We start from the raw sequence: 15,650 nt of genomic DNA, 5'->3' as shown, positions 1-15,650 counted from the left end.
AGCCGAGAGTTGCGGAGTTGGAACATCCATTACGGACCGGGCGGCGGGTCGGATGTCAGCCGTTGTTGTCGGGGTCGGGCCCGGTGCGCTCGTTCCGGTTGAGGGCCGAGATCTCGGCGATGTCCGCTTCGCCCAGCTCGAAGTCGAACAGGGCGGAGTTCTCCTGGACGCGTTCGCGTGTCACCGACTTGGGGAAGATGATGTCCCCTCGCTGGATGGCCCAGCGGAGCGTGACCTGCGCGGGGGTCCGGCCGGTGTCGTTCGCGATACGGACGATGACCGGGTCGTTCAGCACCCTGCCCTTGGCGAGGGGGGACCAGGCCTCGGTGGCGATGTCGTGCTCGGCGTTGAACGACCTGACCTCGTCCTGGGTCAGATACGGGTGAACCTCGATCTGGTTGACGGCGGGCACGATCACCGAGTTCGCCATGAGGCGGCGCAGGTGGTGCGGCTGGAAGTTGGAGACGCCGATGGCCCTGACGCGCCCGGACCGGTAGATCTCCTCCAGCGTCTGCCAGGCTTCCACGAAATTCCCGGTCTTGGGCCGCGGCCAGTGGATCAGGAAGAGGTCGAGCTGGGCCAGCCCGAGGTCTTCGAGGCTCTGGTCGAACGCGGCGCGCGCGGCGGCGGCCTCGTGGAAACCGTTGTTCAGCTTGCTCGTCACGAAGAGTTCGTCCCGGTCGATCCCGGAGTCGCGGAGCGCCTCGCCCACCTCCTTCTCGTTGCCGTACATCTGTGCCGTGTCGATGTGCCGGTAGCCGAGCTCCAGCGCGGTCAGCGTCGCCTGCCGGGTGTCGGCCGGCGGAATCTTGAAGGTGCCGAAGCCGAGCTGGGGGATCGTCACCCCGTTGTTGAGCATGACGTCGGGTACCGCGTGCATGGTGGCTCCTCGGATGGTGCTTCGACAGCGGTGAGAGGGCGGTCAGGGCGGTGCACAGCACCGCCTTCCCGATCGTATTGCCGGTAAAACAGCCTAATGCGGCAAATGCTCCAGTGGAGCCTTCGCCGAGCCGGGTCCGACGGCGCGTCAGACACGGCTCGGTTACGACAAGGTGGCGTCCCCCTTATCTCCAGGTTGCGGGCAACCTTCTGTATGCCTGACCCGTCTGCCACGGCATGAAGATCTCTTTTCTCATTCACAACGCGTACGGGATAGGAGGGACGATCACCACCACGTTCAACTTGGCCCGCGCGCTGGCCGATCGGCACGATGTGGAGATCATCTCGGCTCTCCGGCACCGGGAGCGGCCGAATCTCAACCTCGACCCGCGCGTACGGCTGCGGCCCCTGGTGGATCTGCGGCACGAGAAGAACGACCCGCGGCATCTGACGCCGGCGAAGATCTTCCCCTCGTCCGAATACCGCTATCACCAGTACAGCGCGCTCACCGACGACCGCATCGGCGAAGCCCTCGCTTCGCTCGACGCCGATGTCGTCGTGGGCACCCGGCCCGGCCTCAATGTGCACCTGGCCCTCCAGGCGCCCGCGCGGACGGTACGCGTCGGCCAGGAGCACCTCACGCTCAACAACCACCCGCCGCGCCTGCGCAACGCGCTGCGCCGGGTGTATCCGCGCCTGGACGCGCTCACCCCCGTCACGGAGGCCGACGCCGCGGCCTACCGGCGCAAGATGCGGCTGCCCGGTGTCCGGGTGCAGGCCCTGCCCAACAGCGTCCCGGCCCCGTCCCTCCCACCGGCGGACGGCGGCGAGCGTGTCGTGATGGCCGCCGGACGCCTGGTGCCGGTGAAACGGTTCGACCTGCTGATCGAGGCCTTCGCCGCCGTCGCCGCAGAGCGGCCCGACTGGCAACTGCGCATCTACGGCAAGGGCGAGGAGCACGAGCGGCTGCGCGCGCTGATAAACCGGCTCGGCCTCCACAACTGCGTTTTCCTGATGGGCGCCGTGACTCCGATGGAAGCCGAGTGGGTCAAGGCCTCGATCGGCGCCGCGACATCCAACTTCGAGCCGTTCGGCATGACCATCGTCGAGGCGATGCGCTGCGGACTGCCCGTCGTGAGCACCGACTGCGAGTACGGCCCCGGCGAGATCATCGCCCCCGGCGAGGACGGCCGGCTGGTCCCCGTCGGCGACCGGGACGCGCTGGCCGGCGCCCTGCTGGAGCTCGTACGCGACGACGGGCTGCGCCGCCGGATGGGCCGTACGGCACTGGAGAACTCCCGCCGCTACGCTCCCGGCCCCGTGGTCGCCCAGGCCGAGCAGCTCTTCGAGGATCTGCTGGCGGCCCGGAGAGACGGCCGCCCGCGGGCACGCGGGACGGACCACGCCCTGGTGAGCGGCGGTTACGCGGCCAGGGACACCGCGCTCGTCGCGGCCGGCAACGTCCTGCGGACAGTGCGGAAGGCGCGGCGATGAGCGACGACGGCAGCACGAACGGCGGACCGGTGGCCAAGCCCCGGGCGGACGCGACCGTGGACGGGGAGGGGCGTTTCGTCGTACGCGTACGACTGCCGCTGCCCGACTCGGCACGCCCCCGGCTGCTGCTCCAACTGCGCCCGAAGAAGGGGCAGTCGGAGGAGACCGGCCGTGTGGCCGCGCTGGAGCACGTCGGGCATGACGAGTGGCGGGCGGTCCTGGAGACGGCGCCCGCATTGCGGGAGGGGCGCTGGGACGCGTACGTGCTGGGGATGCCCGGTGAGGAGCGCACACCGCTGCTGCCCGGCCTGCGCGATCTGCGCGCGCTGGTGTCCGGCGGTGGCGGAGAGGGCCGGGAGACTCCCCTGGCGGTCCGGATCCCCTACGCGACCAAGGACGGCCGTCTCGCGGTACGCGCCTGGCTGCGGGCCACGCACGCGGAGGCCGGCCGGATCGACTTCTCCGGCCACACGATGACCGCGCGGGCGCGACTGTTCGGCGCCCGGCTGGGGGAGGGCGCGGCGGCGCTGCTGCACCCGCGGGGCAAGGACGCCCCCGTACGGCAGATCGCTCTGCGGGCCGAGGGGGAGCGGGACCTCTCCTTCACCGTCGACTACCAGGACCTGCTGGCGGAACGCGGACAGCCCGCAGCCGGGGCGGAGCAGGAGATCTGGGACGTGTATGTCCGCCCCGCGGCCGGCGCGTCCCGGATCAGGGTCGCCCGGCTGCTGGACGACGTCGCGGACCGCAAGGCGGTCTTCGTCTACCCGGCCGCCACACTCGGCGGGGTGACGGTGCGTCCGTACTACACGGTGGACAACGATCTCTCCGTGGCGGTCGCACCGGCACCGGTCGCCGACTGAACGGCGCTGCCCTGCGGCCGAGTTGACGGCAGGTCAGATTTTGTCAGCCCGCGGCCCGCAGGGCGGTCGAGACCAGGGTCCTCGCCTCCGCCTGCACCTCGCTCAGGTGCTCCGGGCCCCGGAAGCTCTCCGCGTACACCTTGTACACGTCCTCGGTCCCCGACGGCCGCGCCGCGAACCAGGCGCTGTCGGTACAGACCTTCAGGCCGCCGATCGCCGCGCCGTTGCCGGGCGCCTCGGTGAGGACCGCGGTGATCGGCTCGCCCGCCAGGGCGTCGGCGGTGACCTGGTCCGCGGAGAGCTTCGCGAGGACCGCCTTCTCCTCCCTGGTCGCGGGGGCGTCCACGCGGGCGTAGGCGGGGTCGCCGAAGCGCTCGGTGAGGGCCGCGTAGTGCTGGGACGGGGTGGAGCCCGTGACGGCGGTGATCTCGGAGGCCAGCAGGGCGAGCAGGATGCCGTCCTTGTCGGTGGTCCACACCCGCCCGTCGCGGCGCAGGAAGGAGGCGCCGGCGGACTCCTCGCCGCCGAAGCCCAGGCTGCCGTCGAAGAGACCGTCCACGAACCACTTGAAGCCCACCGGCACCTCCACGAGCGTGCGCCCGAGGTCGGCGGCGACCCGGTCGATCATCGAGGAGGAGACCAGCGTCTTGCCGATCCCGGTGCCGGCCGGCCAGCCGTCGCGGTGCGCGTAGAGGTACTGGATGGCCACGGCCAGATAGTGGTTGGGGTTCATCAGACCGCCGTCCGGCGTGACGATGCCGTGCCGGTCGGCGTCGGCGTCGTTGCCGGTGGCGATGGTGTACTTGTCGCGCCGCGCGATCAGCGAGGCCATCGCGTGCGGTGACGAGCAGTCCATCCGGATCTTGCCGTCCCAGTCCAGTGTCATGAACCGCCAGGTCGGGTCGGCGAGCGGGTTCACCACCGTGAGGTCGATCCGGTGCCGTTCGGCGATCCGTCCCCAGTACCCGACCGAGGCGCCCCCGAGCGGGTCCGCGCCGATCCGGATCCCGGCGTCCCGGACCGCGTCCAGATCCAGGACGGACGGCAGGTCGTCCACGTACCGGCCCAGGAAGTCGTGCCGTCCGGTGGTGTCGGCGGCCAGCGCACGCGCGTACGGGATCCGTCGGACCTCCCCCAGACCCGCCTCGATCAGCGCGTTGGCGCGGTCCTGGATCCACGAGGTGGCGTCGGATCCGGCGGGGCCGCCGTTGGGCGGGTTGTACTTGAAGCCGCCGTCGGCCGGCGGGTTGTGCGACGGCGTGACCACGATGCCGTCGGCGAGGCCCGCCGTACGGCCCTGGTTGTGGTCGAGGATCGCGTGCGAGACGGCCGGGGTGGGCGTGTAGCCGTCGTCCGAGTCGATCAGGACGGTGGCCCCGTTGGCGGCCAGCACTTCCAGCGCGGTGACCCGGGCGGGCTCGGACAGGGCGTGAGTGTCGGCACCGAGGAACACCGGTCCGTCGGTGCCCCGGCGGGTCCGGTAGTCGCAGATGGCCTGGGTGGTGGCGGTGATGTGGTCCTCGTTGAACGCCGCCGACAGGGCGGAGCCGCGATGCCCCGAGGTACCGAAGGTGACCCGCTGCGCGGGCTCGGCCGGATCCGGGTGCAGCGCGTAATAGGCCGTCACCAGCCGCGCCACGTCCACCAGATCCCCGGGCTGCGCCGGCTGCCCGGCCCTGTCGTGCACCATCGGCGAACTCCAATCGTGTCGGTCGGTCGGCCGCCGCGCGGGACGTCGAGCCCGTCGTCCCGGCGCGTGCCACGTAACCCTATGAGGTCGGGCGGCGCCAGTGGGCGCCGCCGTCCCCGCGGCAGGCCCCGGTCCGGTGTATCTAGAGGCAGTAATGATTTGCCTAATAGCTTTAGGCATTGTTAGCGTGCGATACATGAAAGCCGTGACCGAACAGGACATCCGCACGTCGTTCATCAATTGCTCCAAGGGCGAGGCGGCGCGCCTTCCGCTGCCGCGGGACCTCGCCGAGCGCCCCTGGGACGACCTGGACTTCCTGGGATGGCTCGACCTCTCGGCGCCCGACCGCGGCTATCTCGTCGCCGAAAGGGACGGCGCTCTCGTCGGCGTAACGCTCCGTTATCCGTCGCGCCGCCGCGGCTATCTGCACCGCAGCATGTGTTCCCTCTGTCTGACCACGCACCCGGGCGGCGGCGTATCGCTGATGACCGCACGGAAGCGCGGCAGGGCGGGACGGGAGGGGAATTCGGTCGGTCTCTACATGTGCACCGACCTCGCCTGCTCCCTCTATACGCGCGGAAAGAAGGCGGCGGCCCCCGGTGGACGCATGGAGGAGAGCCTGACCGTGGAGGAGCAGACAGAGCGCACCCGCGCGAACCTCTTCGGCTTCCTCGACCAGCTCGCTCCCTGACCCGGCAGGGCTTCGATCGCCCGTACGGCCGTACGGCTCCGGCGCGGGCGGGTGCGAGCCGGCGCCGAGCGAGGCAACGTGTTTCCGCTTCCCCGCCGCCCGTTTCCGCTTTCCGGCCGTCCGCCGCCGCCGGATGTTCGCGAGGACCCGGCAGGCCCGCCGCCCTACGATTGCCCGGAAAGCAGCCCTCTTCCACGGAGAAGGTGCGCCGCATGACGAAACTCGGCCTTCCGGACAGAATCCAGGCCTGTCTGTTCGACCTCGACGGTGTCATCACCAAGACCGCCGTCGTTCACGCGGCCGCCTGGAAGGAGACGTTCGACGAGTTCCTGCGGGAGCGCGGTGATGGGGAATTCCGTCCCTTCGACCCCGTCGCGGACTACAACAAATTCGTCGACGGTCTTCCCCGGGCCGACGGAGTACGGGCCTTTCTCGGCTCGCGCGGAATCCAGCTGCCGGGCGGTGAGCCCGACGACCCGCCCGACCGGAACACGGTTCAGGGACTTGGCAACCGTAAGAACGAACGCCTGCTGAAGAGGATCAGGGCCGGCGGCGTCGAGGCGTACGACGGTTCGCTGCGCTACATCCGGGCCGTCCGGGCGAGCGGTCTGCGTACCGCCGTGGTCTCCTCCAGCACCAACTGCCGCGACATCCTGCGGGCGATCGACGCGGAAGCGCTTCTCGACGTCCGGATCGACGGGGTCGTCGCGGCGGAGCGCGGCCTGCCCGGCAAGCCCGACCCCGCGCCCTTCCTCGCGGCGGCGGAGGATCTCGGAGTCGAGGCGTCGGCCGCCGCCGTGTTCGAGGACGCGCTGGCGGGCATGGAGGCGGGCCGGTCCGGACACTTCGGATACGTCGTGGGCGTCGACCGGGTGGGCCAGGCCGACGCGCTGCGGGAGCACGGAGCGGACACCGTCGTCACCGACCTGGCCGACCTCGCCGATCAGGAGCCGAAGGAATGATCACTGATTCTATCTTCGCGGTGGAGCCCTGGTCGCTGCGTGAGACGGACCTCGACCTCGACCTGCTGCCGCAGAGCGAATCGGTCTTCGCGCTCTCCAACGGCCATGTCGGCTGGCGGGGCAATCTCGACGAGGGCGAGCCGCACGGCCTGCCGGGCTCGTACCTCAACGGTGTCCACGAACTGCACCCGCTGCCGTACGCCGAGGCCGGGTACGGCTACCCGGAGTCCGGCCAGACCGTCATCAACATCACCAATGGGAAGATCGTCCGGCTGCTGGTCGACGACGAGCCGTTCGACGTGCGCTACGGGCAGTTGCGCTCCCACGAGCGGGTGCTCGACCTGCGTTCCGGTCTGCTGCACCGTACATGCGAGTGGACCTCACCGGCCGGCAGTACCGTACGGGTGCGCTCCACCCGGCTCGTGTCCTTCACCCAGCGCGCCGTCGCCGCCGTCTCCTACGAGGTCGAGGCGGTCGACACCGAGGTACGGATCGTGATCCAGTCGGAGCTGGTCGCCAACGAGCAACTGCCCGGGGCCGACACCGACCCCCGCGCCGCCGTCGCACTGGAATCGCCGCTGGAGGCGGAGGAGAACTTCGCCTCCGGGCACCGGCTGCGGCTGGTCCACTGCACCCGCCGCAGCGGTCTGCGCGTCGGGGCGGCGGCGGACCACTTCGTGTACGGGCCCGACACGACCACGACACAGAGCGAGTCCCACGACGACATCGCACGGGTGACCGTCGCCTCTGTGCTGGCTCCGGGGAAGACCTTGCGGCTCGACAAGCTGGTGGCGTTCGGCTGGTCGAGCACCCGGTCGCTGCCCGCGGTGAGCGACCAGGTGGACGCGGCTCTGGCCGGTGCGGCGAGCGTCGGCTGGAAAGGGCTCGCCGAGGAACAGCGGTCGTACCTCGACGACTTCTGGAAGTGCGCCGACGTGGAGGTTGACGGCGACGAGAAGATCCAGCAGGCCGTACGGTTCGCCCTCTTCCATGTCTTGCAGGCCGGTGCCCGCGCCGAGCAACGAGGCATCCCCGCCAAGGGGTTGACCGGTTCCGGCTACGACGGGCACGCCTTCTGGGACACCGAGGCGTTCGTCCTGCCACTGCTCACCTTCACCTCACCCGACGCGGTGTCACATGCCCTGCTCTGGCGCCAGAGCACGCTGCCGGCCGCGCGGGAGCGTGCCGGGCAACTCGGACTGCACGGGGCGGCGTTCCCCTGGCGGACCATCGACGGCTCGGAATGCTCGGCCTACTGGCCGGCCGGCGCGGCGGCCTTCCATGTGAACGCCGGTATCGCCGATGCCGTGGTGGGTTATCTGTCGGCCACCCGCGACGAGGAGTTCGAGCGCGACTGCGCCGTCGAACTGCTGGTGGAGACCGCGCGGTTGTGGCGCTCCCTCGGCCACCACGACCCGCACGGCGCCTTTCACATCGACGGTGTCACCGGGCCCGACGAGTACAGCGCCGTCATGGACGACAACACGTACACGAACCTGATGGCCCGCAGGAATCTGCGGGCGGCGGCCGACATCGTGGAGCGTCACGCGGATGTGGCGGCCCAACTCGGCGTCGACGAGGAGGAGTCCGCGACCTGGCGGGACGCGGCCGACGCCATGAACATCCCCTACAACCGGGAGCTGCGCGTCCACGAGCAGGACGCCGGCTTCACCGGGCACCAGCACTGGGACTTCGAACGCACCAGGCCCGACCAGTATCCGCTGCTGCTCCACTTCCCCTACTTCGACATCTACCGCAAGCAGGTCGTGAAACAGGCGGACCTGGTGCTGGCGATGTACAAGTGCAGCTCGTACTTCGACGCCGACCACAAGGCGCGGAACTTCGCCTACTACGAAGCCATCACCGTCCGTGACTCCTCGCTGTCGGCCTGCTGCCAGGCGGTCCTGGCCGTGGAGACGGGACATCTGCGGCTCGCCTACGACTATCTGACCGAGGCGGCTCTGATGGACCTGGAGGACCTGGAGCACAACACCCGGGACGGTCTGCACATCGCCTCGCTCGCGGGCGCCTGGACGGCTCTGGTGGCCGGCTTCGGCGGTATGCGGCACAGCCAGGACAGGCTGGACTTCTCGCCGCGGCTGCCGGAGGAGATCAGACGGCTCGCCTTCACGCTGAAGTTCCGCGACCGGCACCTGCGCGTCGAGATCAACGCCACGACCGCGACGTACACCATCTCCACCGGTGACCCGCTGAGGATCCACCACTACGGCGAGCCGGTCACCCTGCACGGCGGAGTCGCCGAGGCCCGCACCATCGCGTCCTTCGTCGCACCGCCGACGCCCGAGTACCCGCCGGGACGCCGGCCCAACGCGTCCGGGCACCGCCGCTGACCACACGAGGCGCGCCCCTTTCGCATAGCTGTGCAAATGGTGTGAAACTGGACGAAGGTGAGTGGAATCACCATCCACTCCCAGAGGGGATCAGACGCGGTCGCACAGGTCTGATCGATGGTTCCGGCCCCCCGGCTACGCCGAATCCGGGCCTGGCTTGCGACGCGGACACACCCGCCGTGGCGGGGCGAGTGCCTGGGCGCGGCAGTACTGAGGAGTGCTTCCATGGCCAAGGCAGTAGGAATCGATCTCGGTACCACCAACTCCGTAATCGCCTCGTGGGAAGGGGGCGAGGCGACCGTGCTCCCGAACGCGGAGGGCACCCGCACCACACCTTCCGTGGTCGGCTTCACCGACTCGGGAGAGCGCCTGATCGGGCAACTGGCCCGCCGTCAGGCGATTCTCAACCCCAAGGGCACCATCTACTCGGCCAAGCGCTTCATCGGCCGGCACTACGACGAGATATCCGACGAGGCCAAGGCGGTCGCGTACGACGTCGTCGAGGGTGAGGGCGGTGTCGCCCGTATCGACGTACGGGGCAAGCTGCACGCGCCCGAGGAGATCAGCGCGCTCGTACTGCGCAAACTCGCCGAGGACGCCGGACGGTCCATGGGCGAGCGGGTCACCGAAGCCGTCATCACCGTGCCCGCCTACTTCAACGACGCGCAGCGCACCGCCACCAAGGACGCCGGCAAGATCGCCGGCCTCGAAGTGCTGCGCATCATCAACGAGCCGACGGCCGCGGCGCTCGCGTACGGGATGGACAAGAAGGAGCACGAGACGGTGCTCGTCTTCGACCTCGGCGGAGGCACCTTCGACGTGAGCATCCTCGACGTCGGGGACGGTGTCGTGGAGGTCCGTTCCACCGCCGGGGACAGCCACCTCGGCGGCGACGACTTCGACCGTCGGCTGGTCGACCATCTCGCCGACGCCTTCCAGCGGGACAACGGCATCGATCTGCGGCAGGACCCGCAGGCCCTGCAACGGCTCTTCGAGGCGGCCGAGAAGGCCAAGACCGAGCTGAGTTCGGTCACCCAGACGCAGGTCAGTCTGCCTTTCGTCACCGCCGACGCGTCCGGCCCCAAGCATCTGACCGAGACGGTCATGCGGTCCACGTTCGAGCAGATCACCGCCGACCTCGTAGAGCGCTGCCTCGACCCCGTACAGCAGGCACTCGCCGACGCCAAGGTCAGCGACCAGGACATCGACGAGGTCATCCTGGTCGGCGGCTCCACCCGTATCCCCGCCGTACAGAGCCTGGTCCGCCGGCTCACCGGCGGCAAAGAGCCCAACATGAGCGTCAACCCCGACGAGGTCGTGGCCCTGGGTGCCGCGATCCAGGCGGGTGTTCTCAAGGGCGAGGTCAAGGACGTCCTGCTGCTGGACGTCACGCCGCTCTCCCTCGGCGTCGAGACGCGCGGCGGCGTCATGACGAAGATCATCGAGCGCAACACCACCATCCCCGTCCGGCGCTCCGAGACGTTCTCCACCGCCGCCGACAACCAGCCGGCCGTCGATGTCGTGGTCGTACAGGGCGAACGTGAACTGGCCGCCGACAACCGGGTCCTGGGCCGGTTCCAGCTCACCGACATCCGCCCCGCCCCCCGGGGCGAGCCGCAGATCGAGGTCACCTTCGACATCGACGCCAACGGCATCCTCAATGTCACCGCCAAGGACCAGTCGACCGGCAAGGAACAGTCCATCACCATCAGCGAGGGCTCCAACCTCGACCGGTCCGAGGTCGAACGGATGGTCAGCGAGGCCGAACGCAACCGTGGCGAGGACCAGGCCCTGCGCGAAGCCGTCGACGCCCGCAACGAACTCGACGCCGCCGCCTACCAGGTGGAGCGAATCCTCACCGAACTCGGCGACGACGCGCCCGAACACGAGAAGGCCCGCGCGCAGATGCTGGTCACCGACGCCCATCAGGCGGTCAAGGACGAGGCGGACCCGGCGAGGGCCAGATCGCTGACCTCCGAACTCCAGCAGATGCACGCCGCGCTCGCCGCCCGCCGGGCCGGGCCCGGTCCGGGCGGCGGAGACGGCGCCGGACCGGCGGCCGGACAGGGCTCCGAGGACGGGTCCGGACCCGGGCCCGGGAGCACAGCCGACGACGACGTCATCGACGCCGAATTCAACAAGAGCTGAGCCGCCGCGATGACCAACTCTCCGGAACCTGAGCCCGAGCCCGCCGAGAACAGCTCCGGCGGCGGCTGGCCGAACGACCCCGCCGCACCGAACCCTCCGGTCGCGCCGAAGCCCGATGCCCCCGGCCCGCCGAACAGTCCCCCCACGCCCGGCGGGCCGGGTGAGCCCGGCGAGGCGGACCTGGTCCCCGCGGCCGAGCTGGACGAGCTGCGGGACCGCTGGCGACGCGCACTCGCCGACCTCGACAACCTCCGCAAACGCCAGACGAAAGAACTCGCGCGCGAACGGGACTCCGAACGCGCGCGCGTCGCCGGCGCCTGGCTCCCCGTGGTGGACAACCTCGAACTCGCCCTGTCCCACACCGAGTCCGGCACCGACTCCCTGATCCAGGGCGTCAAGGCCGTACGGGACCAGGCTGTCGACATCCTCGACCGGCTCGGCTTCCCCAGGGACGACGAGACCGGCGTCCCCTTCGACCCGCTCCGGCACGAAGCCGTCACCGTGGTGGAGGACCCCGAGGCCGAGCCGGGAACCGTCGTCCAGTGCCTGCGCCCCGGCTACGGCACTCCCGGCCGCCAGCTGCGGCCGATGGCCGCCGTCGTCAGCAAGCGGCAGGAGTGACGCGCCTATGGCAGTCGACTTCTACGAAGCCCTCGGCGTGCCGCGCACCGCGAGCACCGAGGAGATCCAGCAGGCGTACCGCGCCCGAGCCCGCAAGTACCACCCAGACATCAACAAGGAACCCGGCGCCGAGGAGCGCTTCAAGGAGCTGAACGAGGCCTACAGCGTGCTGTCCGATCCCAAGACCCGGGCCCGTTACGACCGGTTCGGCCCGGACTTCCGCAAGATACCCGAGGACTACGACGAACGCGTGGGGGCCGGAGCCGGAGGGGGAGCGGGCAGGGGCAGACCGGGGCGTTCCGGACCGGTCTACGGCGGCGACCCGTTCGGTGGCTCCGCCGGATCCGCCGGTCCGGGTGTCGACTTCGAAGACCTCTTCGGCAGCATCTTCGGCGCCGGAGGCGCGCGGGGCCGCGTGCCCGGCGCCGACCAGGAGACCGAACTGGTGCTCACCGTCGAGGAGGCGTACCAGGGGGGCCGGCGCAGCATCACCCTCTCCGGTCCCGACGGCCGTCGCAGCTACGAGGTGAACATCCCCCGCGGCGTCACCGAGGGGCAGCGGATCCGCCTCGCCGGACAGGGCGGCCGGGGCAGCAACAACGCACCGGCGGGCGACCTGTATCTCCGGGTGCGTCTCGCACCGCACGACACCTACCGCGTCGACGGCCGGGACCTCACCGTCCAACTGGCCCTCTCCCCCTGGGAGGCGGCGCTCGGCGCGACCCTTCCCGTCACCACACCGCACGGGACCGCCAAGGTGTCCGTCCCGCCAGGCTCCTCCAGCGGGCGCAGGCTGCGGCTCCGCGGCGAAGGACTGCCCAACCCACGCGGCAAGGACGGCGACCTCTACGCCGAGTTGCGGATCATGGTGCCGCCGCACCCCACCGACCGTGAGCGCGACCTCTTCGAAGAGCTGGCGAACGTCTCCGACTTCGACCCGAGGAGGATGCGATGACCCCTCCACCGCGCCGTCCGGCGCGCCCCCGGACGCGCACCGTCTACACGCTGGCGCCGCTCCCCGGACTCTCCCTGGAGACCGTCGCCCGCCGGTCGGGCATGCACCCCGACGCCGTCCGCAAGTTCGTCGCCCTCGGGCTGCTGGACGCCCGGCGCGAGGCATCGGGCCGGCTCCGGTTCGCCGAGAGCGCCCCGCTGGAACTCGCCCGGATGGAACGGCTGCGGGTCGGCCTGTGCCTCAACTACGCCGCGCTCGGCGTGGTGGTCGACCTTCTCGATCGCATCAGCCGCCTCGAAACCGCCCTGCGCCGCCGAGACACCAGGAGTGATCAGCAGCCATGGACATGAACCGCCTCACCCAGAAGTCCCAGGAATCGCTGCAGGACGCCCAGACCGTGGCCGTACGCCTCGGGCAGAACGAGACCGACGGCGAGCATCTGCTCCTCGCGCTCCTCGACCAGCGGGACGGCCTTGTGCCACGGCTGCTGGACCAGGCGGGCACCGACACCGGGGCCCTGCGCACGGCCGTGGAGAGCGACCTCTCCCGCAGGCCGCGGAGCACCGGCCCGGGAGCGGCGCCCGGCCAGGTCTTCGTCACCCAGCGCCTCGGCAGACTGCTGGACGCCGCCGAACAGGAGGCGCACCGGCTCAAGGACGAGTACGTCTCCGTCGAACACCTCGTGCTCGCCCTCGTCGATGAGGGCTCCGCCACTTCCGCGGGACGGCTCCTGAAGGAGTACGGCCTCACGAAGGAGGCGTTCCTGGCCGCGCTCACCCGGGTCCGCGGCAACCAGCGTGTGACCTCCGCGACCCCCGAAGGGGCCTACGAGGCCCTGGAGAAGTACGGCCGCGACCTGGTCGCCGAGGCACGCGAGGGCACCCTCGACCCGGTGATCGGCCGCGACGCCGAGATCCGCCGCGTCACCCAGATCCTCAGCCGTAAACGCAAGAACAACCCGGTCCTCATCGGCGACCCCGGCGTCGGCAAGACGGCCATCGTCGAAGGACTCGCCCAGCGCATCGTGCGGGGCGACGTCCCCGAAGGGCTGCGCGACAAGACCGTCTTCTCCCTCGACATGGGATCGCTGGTCGCGGGCGCCAAATACCGCGGCGAGTTCGAGGAACGCCTCAAGGCCGTCCTCGGCGAGGTCAAGGCCGCCGCCGGGCGGATCCTGCTCTTCGTCGACGAACTGCACACCGTGGTCGGCGCGGGAGGCGGCCCTGAGGGGGCCATGGACGCGGGCAACATGCTCAAGCCCATGCTCGCCCGCGGCGAACTCCATATGATCGGCGCCACCACGCTGGACGAGTACCGCCAACGCATCGAGTCCGACGCCGCGCTCGAACGGCGTTTTCAGCAGGTGCTGGTGGACGAGCCGAGCGTCGAGGACACCGTCTCCATCCTCCGCGGACTGCGCGAGCGTCTGGAGGTCTTCCACGGCGTACGGATCCAGGACACCGCCCTGGTGGCGGCAGCGACGCTCAGCCACCGCTACATCTCCGACCGCTTCCTCCCCGACAAGGCCATCGACCTCGTCGACGAGGCCTGCGCCCGGCTGCGTACCGAGATCGACTCCATGCCCGCCGAACTGGACGAGATCACCCGCCGGGTCACCCGTCTGGAGATCGAGGAGGCCGCACTCTCCAAGGAGTCGGACGCCGCCAGCGAGGCCCGGCTCGCCGAACTCCGCCGTGAACTCGCCGATCTGCGCGGCGAGGCCGACGCCAAGCAGGCGCAGTGGGAAGCCGAACGCCAGGCCATCCGCCGTGTCCAGGACCTGCGCCAGGAACTCGAACAGGTCCGGCGCGAGGCGGAGGAGGCCGAACGGAACTACGACCTCAACCGCGCCGCGGAGCTGCGCTACGGCCGGCTCACCGAACTCGAACGCCGGCTCGACGCCGAGGAGGAACAACTCGCGGCCAAACAGGGGGAGACCAGGCTGCTGCGCGAAGTGGTCACCGAGGACGAGATCGCCGACATCGTGGCCGCCTGGACCGGCATCCCGGTGGCCCGGCTCCAGGAGGGCGAACGTGAGAAACTCCTGCGTCTGGACGAGATACTCCAGGAGCGTGTCATCGGCCAGGACGAGGCCGTCCGGCTGGTCGCCGACGCGATCATCCGGGCCCGGTCCGGCATCCGCGACCCCCGCAGGCCCATCGGGTCGTTCATCTTCCTGGGACCGACCGGAGTGGGAAAGACCGAACTCGCCAAAACCCTCGCGGCCGCGCTCTTCGACTCCGAGGAGAACATGGTCCGTCTCGACATGAGCGAGTACCAGGAGCGGCACACGGTCAGCCGGCTCGTCGGCGCGCCCCCCGGTTACGTCGGATACGAGGAGGGCGGCCAGCTCACCGAGGCCGTACGCCGCAAGCCGTACTCGGTCGTCCTGTTCGACGAGATCGAGAAGGCCCACGCCGACGTCTTCAACACCCTCCTGCAGATCCTGGACGACGGCCGCATCACCGACGCCCAGGGGCGGGCGGTCGACTTCCGCAACACGGTCATCATCATGACGTCCAACATCGGGTCGTCCCATCTCCTCGACGGCGCCGCCGCCGACGGCGAGATCAAGCCCGACGCCCGCGACCTCGTGATGGGCGAGCTACGGGCCCACTTCCGCCCCGAATTCCTCAACCGGGTCGACGACATCGTGCTGTTCCAGCCCCTGGGCCTGGAACAGATCGAGCGCATCGTGGAGCTTCAGTTCAACGAACTGCGCGGGCGTCTCGCCGAGCGCCGGATCAGCGTCGACCTCACCGAACAGGCCCTCGAACTCATCGCCCACCAGGGCTTCGACCCGGTCTACGGTGCCAGGCCGCTGCGCCGCTACATCTCCCACGAGGTCGAGACCCTCATCGGCCGGGCGCTGCTGCGCGGTGACGTCGAGGACGGCTCGACGATCCTGGTCGACGCCCAGAACGGCGAACTCGTCGTCACGTTCGCCGACAGCAGGCCGCGGGAGCGGGAGACCGTGGGACAGGGGGCGTGAACGC

At 70.2% G+C, this 15,650-nt stretch carries 12 protein-coding genes; 10 read left to right on the top strand and 2 right to left on the bottom strand.

The window, feature by feature from the left end; all coding sequences use genetic code 11:
- Positions 1-55 precede the first annotated feature (55 nt).
- Positions 56-880 (bottom strand): aldo/keto reductase, encoded by an 825-nt coding sequence (locus ACIBBB_RS18535; RefSeq protein WP_398983178.1) that lies wholly within the window; start codon positions 878-880, stop codon positions 56-58.
- Positions 881-1,116: 236 nt separating this feature from the next.
- On the opposite strand from ACIBBB_RS18535, the gene ACIBBB_RS18530 reads away from it, so the two are divergent.
- Together ACIBBB_RS18530 and ACIBBB_RS18525 are read left to right on the top strand one after the other, a co-directional pair.
- Positions 1,117-2,373, top strand: a complete 1,257-nt coding sequence (locus ACIBBB_RS18530) for a glycosyltransferase family 4 protein (RefSeq protein WP_398983176.1) — start codon at positions 1,117-1,119, stop codon at positions 2,371-2,373.
- Positions 2,370-3,236 (top strand): hypothetical protein, encoded by an 867-nt coding sequence (locus ACIBBB_RS18525; RefSeq protein WP_398983174.1) that lies wholly within the window; start codon positions 2,370-2,372, stop codon positions 3,234-3,236. Before ACIBBB_RS18530 ends, ACIBBB_RS18525 begins: the two co-directional genes overlap by 4 nt.
- A 43-nt stretch (positions 3,237-3,279) precedes the next feature.
- Here the strand turns inward: ACIBBB_RS18525 and pgm are convergent, their stop codons facing one another.
- Positions 3,280-4,926, bottom strand: a complete 1,647-nt coding sequence (gene pgm / locus ACIBBB_RS18520; protein ID WP_398983172.1) for a phosphoglucomutase (alpha-D-glucose-1,6-bisphosphate-dependent) — start codon at positions 4,924-4,926, stop codon at positions 3,280-3,282.
- A 196-nt stretch (positions 4,927-5,122) separates the two neighbouring features.
- Between pgm and ACIBBB_RS18515 the strand changes: the two genes are divergently transcribed.
- From ACIBBB_RS18515 to clpB, 8 genes are all read left to right on the top strand, one after another.
- Positions 5,123-5,617: an FBP domain-containing protein gene (locus ACIBBB_RS18515; RefSeq protein WP_398983170.1), complete on the top strand. Its 495-nt coding sequence runs from the start codon at positions 5,123-5,125 to the stop codon at positions 5,615-5,617.
- A gap of 212 nt (positions 5,618-5,829) precedes the next feature.
- Positions 5,830-6,579, top strand: a complete 750-nt coding sequence (locus ACIBBB_RS18510; RefSeq protein WP_398983168.1) for an HAD family hydrolase — start codon at positions 5,830-5,832, stop codon at positions 6,577-6,579.
- On the top strand, positions 6,576-8,930 hold the full coding sequence (locus ACIBBB_RS18505; RefSeq protein WP_398983166.1) for a glycoside hydrolase family 65 protein: 2,355 nt from the start codon (positions 6,576-6,578) through the stop codon (positions 8,928-8,930). Before ACIBBB_RS18510 ends, ACIBBB_RS18505 begins: the two co-directional genes overlap by 4 nt.
- A 225-nt stretch (positions 8,931-9,155) precedes the next feature.
- Entirely contained in the window at positions 9,156-11,078 is a 1,923-nt protein-coding gene (gene dnaK, locus ACIBBB_RS18500) for a molecular chaperone DnaK (RefSeq protein WP_398983164.1), read from the top strand.
- Between the two features lie 9 nt (positions 11,079-11,087).
- On the top strand, positions 11,088-11,699 hold the full coding sequence (locus ACIBBB_RS18495) for a nucleotide exchange factor GrpE (protein ID WP_398983162.1): 612 nt from the start codon (positions 11,088-11,090) through the stop codon (positions 11,697-11,699).
- A 7-nt stretch (positions 11,700-11,706) separates the two neighbouring features.
- Positions 11,707-12,654 (top strand): DnaJ C-terminal domain-containing protein, encoded by a 948-nt coding sequence (locus ACIBBB_RS18490; RefSeq protein WP_398983160.1) that lies wholly within the window; start codon positions 11,707-11,709, stop codon positions 12,652-12,654.
- Positions 12,651-13,004, top strand: a complete 354-nt coding sequence (locus ACIBBB_RS18485; RefSeq protein WP_398983158.1) for a chaperone modulator CbpM — start codon at positions 12,651-12,653, stop codon at positions 13,002-13,004. The genes ACIBBB_RS18490 and ACIBBB_RS18485 overlap by 4 nt, the downstream gene beginning before the upstream one ends.
- Positions 12,995-15,646: an ATP-dependent chaperone ClpB gene (gene clpB / locus ACIBBB_RS18480; RefSeq protein ID WP_398983156.1), complete on the top strand. Its 2,652-nt coding sequence runs from the start codon at positions 12,995-12,997 to the stop codon at positions 15,644-15,646. Before ACIBBB_RS18485 ends, clpB begins: the two co-directional genes overlap by 10 nt.
- Positions 15,647-15,650 lie beyond the last annotated feature (4 nt).

It is taken from the genome of Streptomyces sp. NPDC051217, assembly GCF_044455465.1.
Lineage (GTDB): Bacteria > Actinomycetota > Actinomycetes > Streptomycetales > Streptomycetaceae > Streptomyces.
The sequence above is the reverse complement of the archived record's forward strand: the minus strand, read 5'-3'. Positions and strand labels throughout refer to the sequence as shown.

Coding starts and splice junctions, on each gene's coding strand:
- ACIBBB_RS18535 (WP_398983178.1), bottom strand. CDS start 880: ATGCACGCGGTACCCGACGTCATGCTCAACAACGGGGTGACGATCCCC.
- ACIBBB_RS18530 (WP_398983176.1), top strand. CDS start 1,117: ATGAAGATCTCTTTTCTCATTCACAACGCGTACGGGATAGGAGGGACG.
- ACIBBB_RS18525 (WP_398983174.1), top strand. CDS start 2,370: ATGAGCGACGACGGCAGCACGAACGGCGGACCGGTGGCCAAGCCCCGG.
- pgm (WP_398983172.1), bottom strand. CDS start 4,926: ATGGTGCACGACAGGGCCGGGCAGCCGGCGCAGCCCGGGGATCTGGTG.
- ACIBBB_RS18515 (WP_398983170.1), top strand. CDS start 5,123: ATGAAAGCCGTGACCGAACAGGACATCCGCACGTCGTTCATCAATTGC.
- ACIBBB_RS18510 (WP_398983168.1), top strand. CDS start 5,830: ATGACGAAACTCGGCCTTCCGGACAGAATCCAGGCCTGTCTGTTCGAC.
- ACIBBB_RS18505 (WP_398983166.1), top strand. CDS start 6,576: ATGATCACTGATTCTATCTTCGCGGTGGAGCCCTGGTCGCTGCGTGAG.
- dnaK (WP_398983164.1), top strand. CDS start 9,156: ATGGCCAAGGCAGTAGGAATCGATCTCGGTACCACCAACTCCGTAATC.
- ACIBBB_RS18495 (WP_398983162.1), top strand. CDS start 11,088: ATGACCAACTCTCCGGAACCTGAGCCCGAGCCCGCCGAGAACAGCTCC.
- ACIBBB_RS18490 (WP_398983160.1), top strand. CDS start 11,707: ATGGCAGTCGACTTCTACGAAGCCCTCGGCGTGCCGCGCACCGCGAGC.
- ACIBBB_RS18485 (WP_398983158.1), top strand. CDS start 12,651: ATGACCCCTCCACCGCGCCGTCCGGCGCGCCCCCGGACGCGCACCGTC.
- clpB (WP_398983156.1), top strand. CDS start 12,995: ATGGACATGAACCGCCTCACCCAGAAGTCCCAGGAATCGCTGCAGGAC.